The organism is Streptomyces sp. NPDC056628 (assembly GCF_042792555.1).
GTDB lineage: Bacteria > Actinomycetota > Actinomycetes > Streptomycetales > Streptomycetaceae > Streptomyces.
On record NZ_JBHTWG010000093.1, the window covers coordinates 1 to 1,707 of the forward strand.

2 protein-coding genes are annotated in these 1,707 nt (G+C 41.1%); both read left to right on the forward strand.

Features of this window, described 5'->3' with window-relative positions:
- The coding region (locus ACFRAC_RS36740) for an IS3 family transposase (protein ID WP_213383261.1) at positions 1 to 214 on the forward strand (214 nt) is incomplete at its 5' end.
- A gap of 54 nt (positions 215 to 268) precedes the next feature.
- On the forward strand, positions 269 to 1,621 hold the full coding sequence (locus ACFRAC_RS36745; RefSeq protein WP_129093204.1) for an IS1182 family transposase: 1,353 nt from the start codon (positions 269 to 271) through the stop codon (positions 1,619 to 1,621).
- Positions 1,622 to 1,707 lie beyond the last annotated feature (86 nt).

Here is a 1,707-nt window from a genome sequence, read left to right on the forward strand (position 1 = left end):
CCATTCCCGTAAGGGAAACTGCCTGGATAACGCCTGTATCGAATCATTTTTCTCGCACCTCAAAACAGAGAATACATACTTTTCTTCATGTCAAACTGAAAAAGAGCTCCACAAAAGCATTAAAGATTACATCCAGTTCTATAATCACGAACGATTCCAGAAAAAATTAAACCAGTGTGCTCCGGTAGAATACCGTAACACACTGGTTGCTTAGGCTTTTTATGGCTGTCTACTTGACAGGGGTAAGACCAAGGACGGTGTCTTTCTCATGTTCCACACAAGAAACTCTTCTCAAAACACAGCCGAATTTGTTCTGCTTGACCAACTCGTTGAAGAGGATCACCTGCTTCGGAAAATTGATAAACACATAGACTTCTCTTTCATCATTGAAAAGGTGAAACCTTACTACAGTGAAAACAAAGGCCGCCCCTCACTTGATCCGCTTATTTTATTTAAAATGATGTTTATCGGATACCTCTATGGTATCCGTTCAGAAAGACAGCTTGAAAAAGAAATTTACTACAATATGGCGTACAGATGGTTTCTCGGATTGAACATAAACGACCCGGTTCCACACCACTCCACCATCAGCTGGAACAGACGCACACGCTTTAAAGATACAACCATCTTCCAAGACATTTTTGATGAGATCGTTCTTCAGGCCATCAATCATGACATGGTGGGCGGACGAGTCCTATTCACCGACTCCACACACCTTAAAGCCAATGCCAACAAGCATAAATACACAAGAAAAACAATTGCGCAGGATACCCAAAACTATATCAAGGATTTAAATGAAGCCATTCAAGAGGATCGGGAGGAACACGGAAAAAAGCCATTAACAGCCAAAGAGGAGGTGAAAGCTGAAAAAGAGATCCGCCACAGTACAACCGATCCGGAAAGTGGCTATCTGTATCGTGAAAACAAACCAGAAGGTTTTTTCTATTTAGATCACCGCACAACAGATATGAAATACAACATTATCACCGATGCCTACGTCACACCTGGAAATGTCCATGATTCTGTGCCTTATCTTGACCGATTAGACCACCAAATCGCACGATTTGGTTTTCAAGTAGAAGCCGTCGCCCTTGATTCCGGATATTTAACGACTCCGATCTGTAAAGGATTATCTGACCGCCAAATCTTTGGTGTCATCGCACATAGACGTTATCACCCTATCCGAGGCTTGTTTCCAAAATGGAAATTTCATTATGACAGTGAACAAGACAGATACATTTGTCCAAATCACCAAACACTTACATACTCAACAACTGACCGAAAAGGCTACCGGTCATATAAATCAAATCCTGAAATATGTTCCTCATGCCCACTGCTTGAAAACTGTACAAAATCAAAGAATCGGCAGAAAGTGATTACTCGACATGTATGGGAAGAACATAAAGAAAAGGTCAGACAAAATCGCTTGTCTGTTTCAGGAAAAAACCTCTACAAAAAAAGAAAAGAAAAAATAGAGCGAAGCTTTGCAGATTCAAAACAGCTGCATGGGCTTCGCTATTGCAGGTTGAGGGGAAAACGAAATGTGAGTGAACAAGTTCTCCTCACAGCCGCATGCCAGAACATGAAGAAGATTGCCACATACCTAGCCAAGCAAGGCTAGGCATGTGGGAGCGCTTTTTCTGCATCTGAAACTGATGAATATTTAAAGAAACTGGATAAAACAAAAAATCTTGTAGAAAAAACATC

Bases quoted from the DNA above. Each gene is read 5' to 3' on its own strand.
- ACFRAC_RS36745 (WP_129093204.1), top strand. From the start codon at position 269: ATGTTCCACACAAGAAACTCTTCTCAAAACACAGCCGAATTTGTTCTG.